15 protein-coding genes are annotated in these 15,223 nt (G+C 64.5%); 7 read left to right on the top strand and 8 right to left on the bottom strand.

What is annotated here, in order from left to right; translation table 11 throughout:
* Window position 1 precedes the first annotated feature (1 nt).
* Entirely contained in the window at window positions 2-1,837 is a 1,836-nt protein-coding gene (locus tag U5782_RS00275) for a 7TM diverse intracellular signaling domain-containing protein (RefSeq protein WP_322041867.1), read from the bottom strand.
* A 71-nt stretch (window positions 1,838-1,908) separates the two neighbouring features.
* Window positions 1,909-2,634 (bottom strand): response regulator transcription factor, encoded by a 726-nt coding sequence (locus U5782_RS00270; RefSeq protein WP_322041866.1) that lies wholly within the window; start codon window positions 2,632-2,634, stop codon window positions 1,909-1,911.
* Between the two features lie 263 nt (window positions 2,635-2,897).
* On the opposite strand from U5782_RS00270, the gene U5782_RS00265 reads away from it, so the two are divergent.
* A complete protein-coding gene (locus tag U5782_RS00265; protein ID WP_322041865.1) occupies window positions 2,898-3,182 on the top strand; it encodes a hypothetical protein in 285 nt (94 codons plus the stop codon).
* A gap of 17 nt (window positions 3,183-3,199) precedes the next feature.
* Here the strand turns inward: U5782_RS00265 and U5782_RS00260 are convergent, their stop codons facing one another.
* Window positions 3,200-3,988 carry an SDR family oxidoreductase gene (locus tag U5782_RS00260; protein WP_322041864.1) on the bottom strand — a complete coding sequence of 263 codons (789 nt, stop codon included), beginning with the start codon at window positions 3,986-3,988 and terminating at the stop codon, window positions 3,200-3,202.
* 120 nt (window positions 3,989-4,108) lie between these two features.
* Here U5782_RS00260 and U5782_RS00255 point away from each other — a divergent pair, with 120 nt between their 5' ends.
* Window positions 4,109-4,678: a helix-turn-helix domain-containing protein gene (locus tag U5782_RS00255; protein ID WP_322041863.1), complete on the top strand. Its 570-nt coding sequence runs from the start codon at window positions 4,109-4,111 to the stop codon at window positions 4,676-4,678.
* A gap of 81 nt (window positions 4,679-4,759) precedes the next feature.
* Here the strand turns inward: U5782_RS00255 and U5782_RS00250 are convergent, their stop codons facing one another.
* On the bottom strand, window positions 4,760-5,062 hold the full coding sequence (locus tag U5782_RS00250) for a DUF4148 domain-containing protein (RefSeq protein WP_322041862.1): 303 nt from the start codon (window positions 5,060-5,062) through the stop codon (window positions 4,760-4,762).
* 265 nt (window positions 5,063-5,327) lie between these two features.
* Here U5782_RS00250 and U5782_RS00245 point away from each other — a divergent pair, with 265 nt between their 5' ends.
* From U5782_RS00245 to U5782_RS00225, 5 genes are all read left to right on the top strand, one after another.
* On the top strand, window positions 5,328-6,731 hold the full coding sequence (locus U5782_RS00245) for a selenium-binding protein SBP56-related protein (protein WP_322041861.1): 1,404 nt from the start codon (window positions 5,328-5,330) through the stop codon (window positions 6,729-6,731).
* A 27-nt stretch (window positions 6,732-6,758) separates the two neighbouring features.
* Window positions 6,759-7,415 carry a hypothetical protein gene (locus U5782_RS00240; RefSeq protein ID WP_322041860.1) on the top strand — a complete coding sequence of 219 codons (657 nt, stop codon included), beginning with the start codon at window positions 6,759-6,761 and terminating at the stop codon, window positions 7,413-7,415.
* A gap of 235 nt (window positions 7,416-7,650) precedes the next feature.
* Complete coding sequence (locus tag U5782_RS00235; RefSeq protein ID WP_322041859.1) at window positions 7,651-8,136, top strand: hypothetical protein; 486 nt, start codon at window positions 7,651-7,653, stop codon at window positions 8,134-8,136.
* Window positions 8,137-8,268: 132 nt separating this feature from the next.
* Entirely contained in the window at window positions 8,269-9,117 is an 849-nt protein-coding gene (locus U5782_RS00230) for an NADPH-dependent oxidoreductase (protein ID WP_322041858.1), read from the top strand.
* 66 nt (window positions 9,118-9,183) lie between these two features.
* On the top strand, window positions 9,184-10,095 hold the full coding sequence (locus U5782_RS00225) for a 2-dehydropantoate 2-reductase (RefSeq protein WP_322041857.1): 912 nt from the start codon (window positions 9,184-9,186) through the stop codon (window positions 10,093-10,095).
* 25 nt (window positions 10,096-10,120) lie between these two features.
* On the opposite strand, the gene U5782_RS00220 is transcribed toward U5782_RS00225, so the two are convergent.
* The 4 genes from U5782_RS00220 to boxC form a co-directional block, all read right to left on the bottom strand.
* Window positions 10,121-10,585: a PaaI family thioesterase gene (locus U5782_RS00220; protein ID WP_322041856.1), complete on the bottom strand. Its 465-nt coding sequence runs from the start codon at window positions 10,583-10,585 to the stop codon at window positions 10,121-10,123.
* A gap of 137 nt (window positions 10,586-10,722) precedes the next feature.
* Window positions 10,723-11,943 carry a benzoyl-CoA 2,3-epoxidase subunit BoxA gene (gene boxA / locus U5782_RS00215; protein WP_322041855.1) on the bottom strand — a complete coding sequence of 407 codons (1,221 nt, stop codon included), beginning with the start codon at window positions 11,941-11,943 and terminating at the stop codon, window positions 10,723-10,725.
* 38 nt (window positions 11,944-11,981) lie between these two features.
* Window positions 11,982-13,409: a benzoyl-CoA 2,3-epoxidase subunit BoxB gene (gene boxB, locus U5782_RS00210; RefSeq protein WP_322041854.1), complete on the bottom strand. Its 1,428-nt coding sequence runs from the start codon at window positions 13,407-13,409 to the stop codon at window positions 11,982-11,984.
* A 28-nt stretch (window positions 13,410-13,437) separates the two neighbouring features.
* A complete protein-coding gene (gene boxC / locus U5782_RS00205; RefSeq protein WP_322041853.1) occupies window positions 13,438-15,168 on the bottom strand; it encodes a 2,3-epoxybenzoyl-CoA dihydrolase in 1,731 nt (576 codons plus the stop codon).
* Between the last annotated feature and the right edge of the window lie 55 nt (window positions 15,169-15,223).

Here is a 15,223-nt window from a genome sequence, read left to right as displayed (position 1 = left end):
GCTAGCCGGCCTCGCTGCTGAAGGGGACGCTCAACCTCACCCGCGTCCCCTCTCCCCCCGACTCGACACTCAACGCCCCACCCAGACGCGCCGCGCGCGCGCGCATGCTGCGCATGCCGGCGCCTAGCGGCGCGTGATCGGCAACATCGAAGCCCACGCCATCGTCCTCGATCGCGAGATGCAGCGCGCTACCCTCGCGCCTAAGCTCCACCTGCGCGCGCGTCGCGTGGCTATGCTTGAGCACGTTGGTCAACGCCTCCTGCACGATGCGCATGAGATCGAGCCCACGCGCGCCGGAAAGGCGGCAACCATCCAGCCCTTCGAGCGTCCAGCTACAGGCGATGTGCTGCTGCTCGAACAGCCGCATGAGCCGGTGCCGCAGCGAGCCGATCTGCGCCGCCAGCGCGTATTCGCCGAGTTCATGACTCGACGCCGCGTCGATGATGATGCGCAGATCGTCGCGCAGTTCCTTGAGGATCGAGAGCGAGCGTCCCGATGGCAACGTTTCGCTCGCGTACTCGTGTTCCGCGATCGCGCTCACGAGCGTGCCGCCCAGCCCGTCGTGAAGATCGTGCGCGAGCCGCACGCGCTCCGCGAGGCGCGCGTTCGCCATCTCCAGTTCGTGGTGGCGTGTGAGTGTCTGCGCGAGTTCGCCGCGCGCCTGCGCGATGCCCGCGTTCAGGTCGTCGTTGAAACGCTCGACCCGGCGCAACGTCGCTACGAAACGCCAGGCCAGCATCAGCGCCATCGACACCATCTGCAATTGAGCGGTTAGCGCGCTGTAGTACATGTTGTCGTGGAGCACGCCGAGGAACGTGAGCAGATCGTGGAGTCCCGCTGCGAAAAACACGGCGACGCTCGCCGCGACTACGCGCTGATCGGCGCGTCCCCGTCGCCATGCGAAAACCAGAAACACGCCACAGGTCATGAAGAACACCACGGCCTGGGCGATCGTGAGCGTGCTGCGCGCGACGCCCACGTCGCTATCCGGCACAAGCGCGAGCGCCAGCACGCCCAGCGCCACGAGTGCCCAAAGCGTGCGTTCGATCCAGGGCAAACGACGCTCGCTGTAACGCACGATGAACATCGTGAACGCCGCCGCATAGACGAGCAGCGCCGCCGAATTCGCGCGCTCCCAGCCGTGCGTGCCCGCGAACGGCCAGGTGCTGGTGGCAACCTGGTTGAGCGCGACCCACCACCACGCGAGCGACATCACGCTGAACCAGCCATACGCCGTTTCGCGGGGTCGCATGAGCCATAGTGAAAGGAAGAAGCAGCCGAGCGTGGCCGTGACCGCGAGACTCACGAGTTGCAGGTCGTAGCGCATGATGCGTGCGTGCGCGTAGGCCTGTCCGAGTGCAACCGGGTCTCCGATCGTCACGGCGCCCAGACCTGGCTGATACGCTGCGAGGCCCGATACGCGCACGAGCAGCACATTCTCGCCGGGATGCAATAGCGGCGCGGGCAGGCGCAGATAGCGCGGCGTATTCCATGCGCGCGTGAGCGGTTCAACCAGCGAGGCGTCGCTGCGCATCAACGTGCCGTTGAGATAGACCGCGCCCGCCATGTTCAGATAGTCGATCAGCAAGGCGCGTTCTGGCGCGTCGCTGGCTTGTTGCCAGCGCAACCGATACCACACCACGCCGTCGAACGTGGGCCAGCGTGCGGTCCAGACATCGGGCAGCGCAACGCTCGCCCAGCCCGTAGCGGGCGGTGCGGACGCGTCCCACGGCGAGCGAACCGCTTCGATATGCGTGAATGCGATGGGGCGCGAAGCGGATTCGGCGGCCTGCGCCGGGCTGGCCATAGCGAGGCACAAGCCGATCAGGACAGCCAACCATCTGCCTACGCGAAAAGCGTTAGCAAACCTTCGAGAAAACCCCGTGGAAAACGCAGCGCTTTCGCGCCTCAGGGCAGCCAGCCATGCGTGCGCGCCTCGTAGACCGCCTGGGTGCGCGAATTCACCGCCAGCTTCTTGTAGATGTTCTTGATATGGCATTCGACCGTCAATTTCGACAAGGACAGCACGTCCGAGATCTCGCGGTTGGTCAGCCCCTTGCCCACCAGCGCGAGAATCTCGATCTCGCGCGGACTCAGCGACGACGACAGCGGCGCAGGCGGCGCCACGCCCCCCGCGCGCGTGGCCGGCCCCGCTCCGGCCATGTCGAGAATCCGCCGCGCGACGAAGGGATCGATCGGCGCCCCGCCGCGCAGTGCGCTGCGGATCGACAGGGCGATTTCGATGTCGTCGCGCTCCTTGAGCAGATAGCCCGTCGCGCCGGCCTGCAAGGCCGTGACGATAATCTGCTCGGTACTCCACGCCGAGATTACCAGAATCGGCAAGGCGGGATCGCGCCCGTGGAGCGCGCGGATCAGGTCGATGCCGTTGCCGTCGGGCAGACCCACATCGGCCAGCACCATCGCGAACGGTTGATCGGCGAGCAGCGCTTGCGCCGCGCCAATGCTGCCCGCGAAGTGCAGTGTCTCGTCGTGATAGCCGAGGCTCGTGAGGATCGCGCGCAAACGGCGCTGCGTGAGCGTGTCGTCCTCGACGATGAGGAGCGGCGCCGGCAGCATGGGTTCGTGCGAGTCGGCGAAAAGCGGCACAGACGGCGGGTTCGCGCTTGAAGTCATGGGCAGTCAGGCGGGTTTCGCGGGCTGGGCGGCTCGCCTGTTTGCACTGGCCGCCCGTCGAATGGCGCACGGTGCGCCGTTCGATAGCTTCGCACACTCGCCGCGTTCTGCGCAGGGGGCCGGCCTACCTGATTCCAGGTATTGTCGATGCGCGCGCAAACGATTTGAATACACCAATCTTCAGACGGGAAAAGCACGGAGTGCAGAATCGCCTCGCGCACGAACGCAGACCGTAGCGCGAGCATCCGGGCGACGATGAGACCATGAACGACACAAAACGAGCCCGGCGCGCGGTGAGCGGCGCCTGGTGCGAGGACCGCTACAGCCTGCAACTCGCGCGCGGCAGTTCGCATATCGCCAGCACGCTGACACCTCACACGCGCGCCAGCGCGATTGCCGAAGTCATCGAGGAGTTCGAATCGCTATTCGGTCTCGACGATCTGCGCGCCTTTCTCAGCGCGCTCGCTCATCGGCTGGAAAAGCGCGGCGCGGACGACGCCTGTGCCGACGTCGCCAACGCGATGCAACGCGCCGCGCGGCGAAGCTGATCGCGCCTCGCGCTCGATCAAGCCGTTTCCCGATACCGCGCCGCCGGCTGCGATTGCGCGAAATTCGGCATCATTGCGCGGCGCGCCGTGTCGAAGTCATCCCATTGCTGGACATCGGGCAACGGCGGAATCGTCACCGTCTCGCGACGATCGAAGCCCGCCAGCGCCGCATCCACGAGATCGCCCACTTCCATCACGCCCTGGATTTCGTTGACGTCGCGGCCCACGCTCGCCCAGATTTCCGTGCGCGTGGCAGCAGGCAGCACGGCCTGCACATAGACGCCCTTCGGCCCCAGTTCCAGGTGCAGTCCTTGCGAGAGGAACAAGGCAAACGCCTTGGTCGCGCCATAGACGCTCATGCCGAACTCCGGCGCGAGACCCACGACCGACGCGATATTGACGATCGCGCCCTTGCCCTCGCGCGCAAAACGCGGTGCAACGGCTGAAGCCAGACGCGCAAGCGCGGTGGTGTTCAGATCAATCACGCGGCTCACATCGTCCACACTCTGATCGAGAAAACCGCCTGCACCCGCCGCGCCCGCGTTGTTCACCAGCACACCGATGCGCGCATCCTCCGCCAGCCGCACCTCTACTTGAACGAGATCCGCGCGCTGCGTGAGGTCGGCGCGCAGGATCTCGACATTGACGCCATCGCGACTGCGCAGACGCGCGGCGAGCGCTTCCATACGCTCGCGGTCGCGCGCGACCAGCACGAGGTCGTGACCGCGCTTTGCGAAACGATCGGCGTACACGGCGCCAATGCCGGTGGAAGCGCCCGTGATCAGAACAGTCGGTTGTGCAGACATGGTGAAACTCCTTGGGTATCGGTAGCCATTCTTTTTACATGACCATCATCATGTATAAGGCGAGAATAATGATAGGCGTCATGTATAATGTCAAGCAGAAAAATGAGGCAGGAGGTTGCGATGCGGGTCAGTCGGGAACAGGTAGCGATCAATCGGCAGAAAATTCTGGATTCCGCGAGCCGGCTGTTTCGCGAGCGCGGCTACGACGCCGTGACGGTCGCGGACGTGATGAACGCCGCCGGGCTCACGCACGGCGGCTTTTATGGCTATTTCAAGTCGAAAGACGAGTTGATTGCGCAGACGCTCGAACACGTGCTCGGGCAAGGCGATGCGGGGGAAACGGATCTCGCCCGCTATGCGGCGCGCTACCTCTCGCCCGCGCATCGCGACAATATTGCGGCGGGCTGTCCCACGGCGGCGCTTGGAGCAGAAACGGTGCGGCAGACGCCCGAAGCGCGCGCGGCGATGGCGGCCGGTCTAAAGAGGCAAATCGCGCGCCTCAGCGCGCGGGGCCCGAACGATGAGACGTACGACGCGGCACAGGCGCGCCGCGCCGCCATCGGCAGTTGGTCGGCGATGGTGGGCGCGGTGATTCTCGCGCGCCTCGTCGACGATCAGGCACTCTCGAATGAACTGCTCGAACAGACGCTCGCGTGGATCGAACATCAGGATGCCGATGTATCGCGCTGAAGCGCTTCCATAAACCGACACCGCCCGGATGAATGCCTCCATCCGGGCGGCGCGCGATCGTCCTGAATCAGCGTTAAACGCTTAGCGATTCATATAAACCGGCGGCGAATAGCTGCTTGCAGAACCGCTTTGCGAAGTGCCATCCATCGACGAGCCATAACCGCTCGAATTACGCGCATCGAGTCGCGCCTTCGCGGCACGGTAATCCTCGGGATAATACGGCGAAGCCACGTTCGGGCGCCAACCCACCGACTCCAGCGCCTTAAGCTCGTTACGCACCTGTTCACGCGTAACAGGACCGTTTTCGGGCTGCGATTGTGCAAAAGATGCGGCCGGGACTACGAGTACTGCGGCCAGCGCAACTGCCTTCATCATCGACTTCATGACTCCACCTCCGGTAACTTGACTTGTTCGGTGCAGCGCGGGCTGCGATCCGGTGTATAGAGTCTAGAAAGTCCTGAGCGCGAGATAAATGCCGGCGCGACGAATTCACTGTTTTCGCAGAACGTATAATCGGCCGCCTCATTACTGCCGCGCATAAGCTTCATTCCGCACGGAATAAGCCCATAAAAAAGACCGCGTAACGCGATACGCGCGCACCCGTAATGGGGCATGATAGGCCTTCGACCCTACCGAACAGGTGGCAACGATGGCGACGTGGAAGCCGGATCCCAGCTTTTATCCCTCCGCGAAACTGGCGGCCGCAGCGAAAGCGGAAACGCTCGCATGGGTCGCGAGTTTCGACCCCACTGGCGGCGTGCCCGACTCGCTCGACGTGGTCGACCTCGCCCCATCCTCGCCCGACTATGGGCGCATCGTCCATCGCCTCGCCATGCCGAATACCGGCGACGAACTTCATCACTTCGGCTGGAACGCGTGCAGTTCGTGCCTGTGCCCGAACGCTGCACATGCGCATACGGAGCGCCGCTATCTGATCGTGCCGGGTCTGCGTTCCTCGCGTATTCATATCGTCGACACGAAACCCGATCCGCGCCGCCCGACCATCGTGCGCGTGCACGAGCCGGAAAGCGTCGCGCAGCGCGCGGGCTATACGCGCCCGCATACGGTGCACTGCGGCCCCGACGGTATTTATGTGACCGCACTCGCCAACGCCAATGGCGAAGCGCCCGGCGGCATCTTTCTGATGGATCACGAGAGCTTCGATATTCTCGGCCAGTGGGAAATCGATCGCGGGCCGCAACAGCTTGCGTACGACGGCTGGTGGCATCTCGGCTACGACACGCTCGTGACGAGCGAATGGGGTCTGCCCGCAGCGTTCGAAAACGGCCTCGTGCCCGAGGTGCTGCTGGGCGGCCAATACGGCCATCGGCTGCACTTCTGGGACCTGCATACGCGCAAGCACAAGCAGGTGCTCGATTTCGGCGCGGAAAACCAGCTCGTGTTCGAGTTGCGGCCCGCGCACGATCCCACCAGGCCGTATGGCTTTGTCAATTCCGTGATCAGCCTGAAAGATCTTTCGGCGTCGATCTGGCAGTGGTATCTGGACGGCGACAAGTGGGCTGCGCGCAAGATCATCGAGATTCCCGCCGAGCCCGCCGAGCCCGCCGATCCGGCGACGTTGCCGCCCATGCTCAAGGGTTTTTCGGCTGTTCCGCCGCTCGTGACCGACATCGCGCTCTCGCTCGACGATCGCTTTCTCTACGTATCGTGCTGGGGAACCGGTGACCTGCGCCAGTACGATGTTTCGGACCCCGAACATCCCAGGTTGACCGGTAGCGTGCGTATCGGCGGCATTGTCTCGAAGGCCACGCATCCGCGTGCGCAGGGCCGCGCGCTCAATGGCGGACCACAGATGGTGGAAGTGAGCCGCGACGGCCGCCGCGTCTATTTCTCCAACTCGCTGTACGGCGCCATCGACGAGCAGTTCTATCCCGAAGGCATCGACGGCTGGATGGTCAAGCTCGATGCGGGACCCGACGGCGGCCTCGCCTTCGATGAGCGCTTCTTCGTGGAGTGGCCGAAATCGCATCGGCCGCACCAGATCCGTCTCGAAGGCGGCGACTGCTCGTCTGATTCGTACTGCTACCCTTAAAGCGCGCACAACGCGGAGCGTCGCGGCATGGAGAGCCTGATCGGAACACTTGACGCGCATTGGGCGGCGTGGAGCGCCGTGGTCGCAAGCGGCGTGTTCCACGGCGTCAATCCCGCGATGGGCTGGCTGTTCGCGACCGCGCTCGGCTTGCAGCGCGGCAGCCGCGCCGCGCTGCTGATGGCGCTGCCGCCTATCGCACTCGGCCATGCCGCATCGGTTCTGCTGTTCACGAGTTCGATCGCCGTGCTGGGAGCGTGGCTGCCGCCGCTCGCGCATAGCGGGCTGCATTGGGTGCTGGGTGCGCTGCTGATCGGCTGGGCCGCGTGGCAGCATGCCTATGGTCACCGGCATCGCGTGCGCGTAGGCATGACGGCGGGCTTTCTCGGGCTCGCGGCCTGGTCTGCGTTGATGGCCACGCTGCATGGCGCCGGTCTGATGCTCATGCCCGCGCTGCTGCCCGTGTGCGGCAGCGGCATGGCTACGGGTACGGGCGGCCCGTTCGCGGTGTCCGCCGCGTTCACGGCGCTGCATACGCTCGTCACGCTTGCGACGACGGCCACCATCGCTTTAGTCGCCTACGAATATCTGGGTCTGGGCATCCTGCGGCGCGGCTGGATCAACTTCGAATGGCTCTGGCAAGGCGCGCTCGTGGCGACGGGCACGTTGATGATCGCAGCGGGCTGAATCCGCTGCACCGCAGCGCTACCCTTGCGCTGGACAATCCCCATCAGACTCACGAATCGTCCTCGCACCAGCGCCACGAGCGCCTAACATGAAACAGTCATTGGGATCGCTATACCAGCGCCTGGTGATAGCGCGTCTATACGTCGATTGACGACCCATCTTTATCTGGAGCACGAAAATGCCATATCGTTTGTCGGCCCGGCTTTCATTGTGCTTTGCATTGGCATGCTTTTCGTTGACTCTCGTTTCGCCGAACGTCGTATTGGCAGACGACCAGGCCGACGTGAACGCGGCCGCGTCACAGCCCAAGCTCAGTTGGGCCGACCAGGTACGCGAGGCCAAAGTGCAGCAGGGCGAACCCATCAACCTGATCGTGCACACGGCAAAGGATTGCGTCTACTGCAAGCGCTGGGAAGGCTCTCTGGGCGGCAAAGGCGATTTCGAATCGTGGGCCAAAACACATCCTGACGTTCACCTGTTTATCGTGGAGCGCGACGCAATCGCTTTCCCCGAGACGATCGACAACTATCCGCCAGATATTCAATGGCTTTTCGAGCGGCGTCAGCGCGCCGACAGGTTGAAACTCTTCACGCCCACATTCGAGATTTTCGTTAGACGAAAGATGGTCTTCAAGTCGAATGGCTTACGCTCGTGGGACGAAGTCGCGTTTCCGGCACTGAAGGATCTGGACAGTCGGCGCTCGCCTTCGGGCGTCGAATAGCCGTCCAGTACCGGCAGCACCGGTTGCGCTCGTGTAGGCCGCCCCAAGCACTAATCGCGCCGCCCATGTACCATACGGCGCTCGCGCCCAGGCGCCACGCTTTCAACCGTATCTGCCGGAGAAGAAGAACCGATGTCGACCCTCACCTCGCCCGAGACGTCCACCGCCGCCGCTCAACTTGCCCTCGAAACCCGCTACGGCACGCCCTGGACCGCGCCGCTGCCCGCCTGGAACGAGACGCTCGATGCCCTGCTCGCGCACCGCTCCGTGCGCAACTACGCGGACAAGCCGCTGCCCGCCGGCACGCTCGAAACGCTGATTGCCGCCGCGCAATCGGCTTCGACCTCGTCGAATCTGCAAACGTGGAGCGTGGTCGCCATCGAGGACCCGGAACGCAAGGCGCGTCTGGCCTCGCTCGCGGGCAACCAGTCGCAGATTCGCGAAGCGCCGCTCTTCCTTGTGTGGCTGGCCGACCTCAACCGTCTCGAAGCCGCCGCCGAACGCACCGGCGCGAGCGCCGAAGGCCTGCACTATATGGAGACGCTGTTCGTGGGCGTGATCGACGCGGCGCTCGCTGCACAGAATGCCGTGGTCGCACTCGAATCGCTCGGCATGAGCGCGGTCTATATCGGCGCGATCCGCAATCAGCCCGAGCAGGTGGCCGCCGAACTGGGCCTGCCGCCGCGCGTGCTGCCGGTGTTCGGCCTGTGCGTGGGCTACGCGGACGAGACGCACCCGGCGCAGATCAAGCCGCGCCTGCCGCAGCCCGTCGTGCTCCATCGCGAGCAATACGACGCGCCTTCGCAACAAGACGGCATCGCACAATACGACGCAACGATCGGCGAATTCCAGACCTCGCAAGGCCAGAGCGCGGCGGGTTGGACCTCGCGTTCGCTCGCGCGCTGGCGCAGCCGCGAGTCGCTGCATGGCCGCGACCGTCTGCGCGAGGCGCTCAATGCACTCGGCTTCGAGTTGCGTTGACGCGGCACGCCGACACTCCGATAACTTCGTTGATTACGCAACGACCTTGAGCATGGAGTCATGCAGATGAAAGTCGCCATCATGGGGGCGGGCGCGGTGGGCTGCTATTACGGCGGCATGCTGGCGCGCGCGGGACACGAGGTCGTGTTGATCGGGCGACCCCAACACGTCGAAGCGATCGGGCGCGATGGCCTGCGCCTCGAAACGCAGACCTTCGACGAACGCATCGGCGCTCCGCATCTGCGCGCGAGCACCGAGGCATCCGCCGTGGCCGGTGCGCAGCTCGTGCTGTTCTGCGTGAAGTCGACCGATACGATCAGCGCCGGCGCCTCCATCGCGCCGCATCTGCCGGCCGACGCGCTCATTCTCACGCTGCAAAACGGCGTGGACAATGCCGAGCGGCTGCGCACGGCGGTGACACAGGATGTCGCCGCCGCCGTCGTGTATGTGGCGAGCGAAATGGCGGGCCCGGGCCATGTGCGCCACAACGGGCGCGGCGAGCTGGTGATCGAGCCTTCACGCAGCAGCGAAGCCGTTGCGCAGGCACTGATCGCCGCTGGCGTGCCGACGGAAATCTCCGCGAATGTACGCGGCGCGCTCTGGGCCAAGCTGATCCTGAACTGCGCGTACAACGCGCTCTCGGCGATAGCGCAACTGCCGTATGGGCGGCTCGTGCAGGGCGTAGGCGTGCGCGAGGCGATGCGCGACGTGGTGAGCGAATGCAAAGCCGTGGCACAGGCCGACGGCGTGACGCTGCCGCCCGAGGTGGACGAGGCCGTGCGTCGCATCGCCGAGACCATGCAGGAGCAGTATTCGTCCACGGCGCAGGATCTCGCGCGCGGCAAGCGCAGCGAGATCGATCATCTCAATGGTTACGTCGTGCAACGCGGCGCGGCGCTCGGCATCGCCACGCCGGCCAACCGTCTGCTGCACACGGTCGTGAAGCTCATCGAGGACAAGGCGCACGGCACCCTCTGATGCAGCCTGCGCCGCCGTGCACGCTTCAGGCGCCGCTCGCCTCGCGCTCGAACACGAGCAGCGTGGACGTAGCCGACGCATAGAGCTTGCCGGCGGCGTCCTTGATCGTCGCCTCGGTGAAGGCCGCACGGCGGCCGATGCTCAGCACGCGGCCTTCGGCGCGGACCGGCCCGGTGCTGGCCGTCATCGCGCGATGGTAGGCAACCTTGAGCTCGAGCGTGGTATAGCCCTGATTCGCGGCGAGACGCGAGTGCGCCGCGCAGCCGCAGGCCGAATCGAGCAGCGTGGCCGCGTAGCCGCCATGCACGGTCCCGATCGGATTGTAGGCGTGCAGACCGGGCACGCCTTCGAACACCACGCGGCCGTCCTCCACTTCAACGAGCTTGAAGCCAAGCGTTTCGCCGATGGGCGCGACGCGTCCGCTCGCCAGCATTTGCTGCAATTGTTCGAGGCCGGTCAGGCCAGCGGGAAGTTCGGCAACGAGGTTCATTTGGCAAAGGTCTCCATCGGTTGAGCGTGCGCAGCAGGGGCCGGATCGAAGTCCCGGTAGCGCGCCATGCCGACATCCTACCTTGTTACGAACGATCGTGCTTAAATGCTTCTTGCGTGGTATCCCTGCGCTGCCGATCAATACGTTTCGAGGTGCAGTCGGCCCTCTCGTTTGAGTTCGTCCCATAGCGTCGCCCAGACCATGCCGTGCGCCTGGGCGATGTCGCCTAGCGCCGCCAGTACGCCCTCCTCCATACCTTTGAGTCCGCACACATAGACATGGGTGTTGCCGTCCTTGAGCAGTTGCGCAACGTCCACGGCGCGCTCGCGCATGGCGTCCTGTACATAGCGCTTCGGCTGGCCCGGTGTGCGCGAAAAGGCCAGATTCGTGTCGATGAAATCGTTCGGCAATGTCATCAGTGGTCCGAAGTAAGGTAACTCTTCTCTTGTGCGCGCGCCGAAGAACAGCATGAGCTTGCCTGCCGCGCCTTCGAGACGGCGACGCCGCCGATACTCCGTCATCGCACGCATGGGCGCGGAACCGGTGCCCGTGCAGATCATCAGCAGATGCGAGCCCGGATGGTTAGGCATCAGGAAAGTGTTGCCGAACGGGCCGATCACCGTCACCTCATCGCCTTTGTGCAGGTCACAGAGGTAATTCGAGCACACGCCGTCCGTAGCGTTGCCGCCGTGGTCGCGCGTCACGCGCTTCACGGTGAGCGAAATATTGTTGTAGCCGGGCCGCTCGCCATCGCGCGGACTGGCGATCGAATACTGGCGCGCGTGATGCGCGTGGCCATCGGCACGCGTACCGGGCGGCAGAATGCCGATCGACTGGCCTTCGAGCACAGGAAACGCCACTGCGCCGAAATCGAGCACGATATGGTGGATATCGCTTGGCGCCGAGGTATCCGTGAGCCGGTAATTGCCGACTACGATCGCTCTCGCTGGCGCCTTGTGCGTGTATAGCTGAACATAGGGCCGCGCCGCCGACCAGGGCGGCACCGTCGAGCCGCGCACGATATCGGACGTGGCCGGCGCTGGGTCGTGCGCAGCCGCTTCCGCAGCGGGCGCGTTCACTGCCACAGACTGCGCAGGCAACGCATCCCAGCCGAACTGATCGTCGATGCTGTACGCTTGCGCGCGCGGCACATTGCGCCAGTTGTCGATTGCGCCCGTCGGGCACGGCGGCACGCAGGCCATGCAGCCGTTACAGACCTCCGCCTTGACGACGTAATTGACGCCGTCGTGCGTAATCGCGTCGATCGGGCAAGTCTCTTCGCAGGTGTTGCAGCGAATGCAGATCTCAGGGTCGATCAGATGTTGCCGGAGTAGGTGCTCAGCGACTGGTCCGTTCATAACGTCCTCCCCGCGTGCCTCAATCGTCGACCAAAGCGTCAATCAAAGCGCACATACTCGAAATCGACCGGCTGACGATTGACGCCCATCGCAGGCGGCGCGATCCAGTTGGCGAACTTGCCCGGCTCTATCACGCGCCCCATGAGCGAGGCCACATAAGCGCGATCCGCCGGCGTCGGCAGCCAGTTCGCCTCGTTCGCGGCCCAATGCGCCTCGTCGATCACGCGGCCGTCCGGGGCGACGCGCACGCCCGCGAACGTGCCGATGCGCCGGTTGAAGGCCTTGTGCGGCACACTCAGCCGAGCGTCGATACCCGCCTTTTCCAGCACCTTGTTCCAGCGGTTCACCCCCGCCACCGAGTCCTTGATGTAATCGTCGCGCAGCACCTCGTTCATGGCGTTGAGCATCGGCACGTCGCGCTCGGCCAGCTTGCCGTCCTGCACGTCGAGCAGACGATACGTCTGGCCTTCGAGCTGATGATCGTCGTCGCGCTTCGTCTCCTCGTAGCGGCCCTTGAGGCCAGCGCTGTAGAACGTCGCGGCATTTGACGAATGGTCGGCGCCAAACAGATCGATCGTCACCGAGTAGTGGAAATTCAGGTAGCGCTGGATCGTGTCGAGGTCGATCACCCCGGCCGCGCGCAAGCGGCTCACGTCATCCGTTCCGAGTTCGTTCATCACCTGCGCCGTGCGCTGCACCACGCGCGAGACGCCCGATTCGCCCACGAACATATGGTGCGCCTCTTCGGTCAGCATGAACTTCGTGGTGCGGGCGAGCGGATCGAAGCCCGACTCCGCGAGTGCCGACAGCTGGAACTTGCCATCGCGATCCGTGAAATAGGTGAACATGAAGAACGCCAGCCAGTCCGGCGTCCTTTCGTTGAACGCGCCCAGAATACGCGGATTGTCTTCGTCGCCCGAACGTCGCTCCAGCAATGCTTCGGCTTCCTCACGACCATCCCGGCCAAAATGGCGATGCAGGAGATACACCATTGCCCAGAGATGCCGGCCCTCCTCCACGTTAACCTGAAAGAGATTGCGCAGGTCGTACATGGACGGCGCAGTCAGGCCGAGATGGCGCTGCTGTTCGACCGAGGCGGGCTCAGTATCGCCCTGGGTGACGATGATGCGGCGCAGGTTCGCACGATGCTCGCCCGGCACGTCCTGCCATGCGGGCTCGCCCTTGTGCGCGCCGAAGTGAATCTTGCGATCCGCCTCGCTCGGCGCGAGAAAAATGCCCCAGCGATAGTCGGGCATTTTCACGTGATCGAAATGCGCCCAGCCGCCCGAATCCACGCTCACGGCCGTGCGCAGATAGACGTCGAATCCGTGCGAGCCTTCCGGGCCCATATCGCCCCACCACGAGAGGAAGTTCGGCTGCCATTGCTCCAGCGCGCGCTGGAGCGTGCGGTCATCGGCAAGGTTGACGTTGTTCGGAATCTTTTCGCTGTAGTTGATGGTCGACATGTCGGTTCCTTGCGGCTCCAAGCGTGACTCAGACGCGGGTGGGGTCGAACTGTGCCTTGCTGCCCTTGCCGTACACCTTGAGCGCGCCTTTCTCGCCCACGGCGTTGGGTCGATTGAAGATCCAGTTCTGCCAGGCAGAGAGCCGCCCGAAAATGCGCGTTTCCATCGTTTCCTGGCCGTTGAAGCGCAAATTCGCTTCGAGGCCCGTGAGCGCATCGGGCGACATCGCCGCGCGCTCTTCCAGCGCGATACGGATCTCGTCGGTCCAGTCGATGTCGTCGGGTGCGGCGGTCACGAGGCCGAGCGCTTCCGCTTCGGTGGGTTTGACCGGCTGGCCGAGCCGCGCACGCGCCGCGTCGAGCGGTTCGGCTTCCTCGTAGAAACGGCGCGCGAGACGCGACTGATGCGTGATCATCGGATACAGCCCGAAATTTGCTTCGGATAGCGTAATAACTGGCTCGTCGTCTTCGTTCGACGGCAGCGCTGCCATGTAGCTACGATCGGCGGCGAACGCGAGTTCGGCCAGCGTGCCCGCGAAGCAGGAGCCTGGCTCGATGAGCGCGAACAGCGAACGAGAAGACACGTCCAGGCGCGCAAACGTGCGGCGCAACATGCCAATGGTCTCGCGCACGAACCAGTGATCGCGGTGCGCAAGCAACGCCGCGTCGATGGCCAGCACAGCGCGCACTTCGCCTTGGGTCTTGAGTATCCACGTGCCGATGTCCAGTTCGTTGCTACGCATCGAGAGGATCGCATCGTCGAGTTCGCGCGCGAAGCGCAGCGGCCACCATGCCGCTCCAGCGGCCACGATGGCGTCGATCCCGTCGGGCAACGGCGATGCCGCAAGATCCGGTGCCTTCGCCGTGAAAGTGGCCGTGCGCTTCGCGCGGTCGATCGTCACGTCGAGCGTCGCGTAACTCAGGCCATGTTCGTGCTCCACGCGCTCGATGCGCGTGAGCGCAACGCCCTGCGCGTTCGCGGGACGGTCGCTTTGTGCGGCTAGCGCGAGCGCGCGCGACTGCACCGCTTCGGCGAAGCGGTTCGGCTTGACCACGTCGTCCACGAGCCGCCACGCCTTCGCGCGTTCGCCGCGAATGCCTTCGGCCACGGTGCAGAAGATATCGGCGCGATCGTGGCGGACCTTGCGTTTATCGGTGAGGCGCGTAAGGCCGCCGGTGCCGGGCAGCACGCCGAGCAGCGGCACCTCAGGCAGCGCGACCGTCGACGAGCGGTCGTCCACGAGCAGGATTTCATCGCAGGCGAGCGCGAGTTCATAACCGCCGCCCGCACACGCGCCGTTGACGGCGGCAATGAATTTCAGGCCCGAATGGCGCGAGGCGTCCTCGATGCCATTGCGCGTTTCGTTGGTGAACTTGCAGAAGTTGACCTTCCAGGCATGCGTGGACAAGCCCAGCATGAAGATGTTGGCGCCCGAGCAGAACACACGCTCTTTGAGACTCGTGACGACCACGCTGCGCACCTCGGGATGCTCGAAGCGGATCCGTTGCAGCGCGTCGTAGAGCTCGATATCGACGCCCAGATCGTACGAGTTGAGCTTGAGTTTATAGCCCTCGCGAATGCCGCCGTCTTCCGCGACATCGATACCGAGCGTGGCAACGGCGCCGTCGAGGCGCAGGGTCCAGTGGCGGTATTGCGAGGGGTCAGTGCGATAGTCGACCCGCTGGGAGCGGGCCGATGCAGGAGAGTCAGAAACCGGCAGGACGGACGATTGGGCAACGGCGATGTCTGCGGCGGCCATGAGCGTCTCCGGTATCGGGATCGTTACGGGAATGTGCCTCTCGTTTTCCTTGAAC

Source organism: Paraburkholderia sp. J67, from assembly GCF_905220265.1.
Classification (GTDB): Bacteria; Pseudomonadota; Gammaproteobacteria; order Burkholderiales; family Burkholderiaceae; genus Paraburkholderia.
Note: the sequence above shows the minus strand (reverse complement) of the source record. Positions and strands in the feature narration are given on the sequence as shown.

Excerpts from the sequence above, each read along its gene's own strand:
- U5782_RS00270 (WP_322041866.1), bottom strand. The coding sequence starts at position 2,634 with ATGACTTCAAGCGCGAACCCGCCGTCTGTGCCGCTTTTCGCCGACTCG.
- U5782_RS00265 (WP_322041865.1), top strand. The coding sequence starts at position 2,898 with ATGAACGACACAAAACGAGCCCGGCGCGCGGTGAGCGGCGCCTGGTGC.
- U5782_RS00260 (WP_322041864.1), bottom strand. The coding sequence starts at position 3,988 with ATGTCTGCACAACCGACTGTTCTGATCACGGGCGCTTCCACCGGCATT.
- U5782_RS00255 (WP_322041863.1), top strand. The coding sequence starts at position 4,109 with ATGCGGGTCAGTCGGGAACAGGTAGCGATCAATCGGCAGAAAATTCTG.
- U5782_RS00250 (WP_322041862.1), bottom strand. The coding sequence starts at position 5,062 with ATGAAGTCGATGATGAAGGCAGTTGCGCTGGCCGCAGTACTCGTAGTC.
- U5782_RS00245 (WP_322041861.1), top strand. The coding sequence starts at position 5,328 with ATGGCGACGTGGAAGCCGGATCCCAGCTTTTATCCCTCCGCGAAACTG.
- U5782_RS00240 (WP_322041860.1), top strand. The coding sequence starts at position 6,759 with ATGGAGAGCCTGATCGGAACACTTGACGCGCATTGGGCGGCGTGGAGC.
- U5782_RS00230 (WP_322041858.1), top strand. The coding sequence starts at position 8,269 with ATGTCGACCCTCACCTCGCCCGAGACGTCCACCGCCGCCGCTCAACTT.
- U5782_RS00225 (WP_322041857.1), top strand. The coding sequence starts at position 9,184 with ATGAAAGTCGCCATCATGGGGGCGGGCGCGGTGGGCTGCTATTACGGC.
- U5782_RS00220 (WP_322041856.1), bottom strand. The coding sequence starts at position 10,585 with ATGAACCTCGTTGCCGAACTTCCCGCTGGCCTGACCGGCCTCGAACAA.
- boxA (WP_322041855.1), bottom strand. The coding sequence starts at position 11,943 with ATGAACGGACCAGTCGCTGAGCACCTACTCCGGCAACATCTGATCGAC.
- boxB (WP_322041854.1), bottom strand. The coding sequence starts at position 13,409 with ATGTCGACCATCAACTACAGCGAAAAGATTCCGAACAACGTCAACCTT.
- boxC (WP_322041853.1), bottom strand. The coding sequence starts at position 15,168 with ATGGCCGCCGCAGACATCGCCGTTGCCCAATCGTCCGTCCTGCCGGTT.